The sequence below is a fragment of the Streptomyces sp. CB02980 genome, assembly GCF_014451325.2.
Taxonomy (GTDB): domain Bacteria; phylum Actinomycetota; class Actinomycetes; order Streptomycetales; family Streptomycetaceae; genus Streptomyces.
In genome coordinates this window covers 1-520 of record NZ_JACSCH020000085.1, presented here as the reverse complement: position 1 = coordinate 520, position 520 = coordinate 1, and the positions used below count along the sequence as shown (strand labels likewise).

Here is a 520-nt window from a genome sequence, read left to right as displayed (position 1 = left end):
TCGTCGGCGATGCGGGTGAGGGCGTCGAGGGCCGGGCCGTCGGCGTGGAGGAGGGCGAGGGCCTGGGTGTCGGTGAGCCTGGTGGGGTCGTCGGCGGCGACGGCGAGGGCCTCGCGGACGTCGGAGTCGACCCGCTCGGGGACCATGCCCGGTGCGGCTGCCTCCCGCAGGGCGTCCCAGTCGCCGTAGACGTCGTCGAAGTCCTCGCGCCGGTCGTGGGTGCGGCCGGTGGTGTCGATGGTGGCGTGCAGGTCGGTGCGGCCCGTAGCGGTGAACGCCTCGTCGGGTTCCTGCCAGGGCAGACCGCGCACCGGGGCGTCGGGGTTGGCCAGACCGGTGGCGGGGTCGGCGAGGGCGCGGACGTGCGGGAGGAGGCGGGGGTCGAGCCAGGGCTCGCCGCGGGTGACGAACTCCGGGTAGACGCAGAGGCGTTCACGCAGCTCGAACCCGGCGGCCCGTGACTTCGCGGCGAGTTCCTCGATCCGCGGCCAGGGGCGTTCGGGGTTGACGTGGTCGATGG

The 520-nt window shown here is 75.0% G+C and carries 1 pseudogene; it reads right to left on the bottom strand.

The window, feature by feature from the left end:
- Nucleotides 1-520: pseudogene (fbiC, locus tag E0F75_RS39865) on the bottom strand (7,8-didemethyl-8-hydroxy-5-deazariboflavin synthase); the annotation flags it as partial.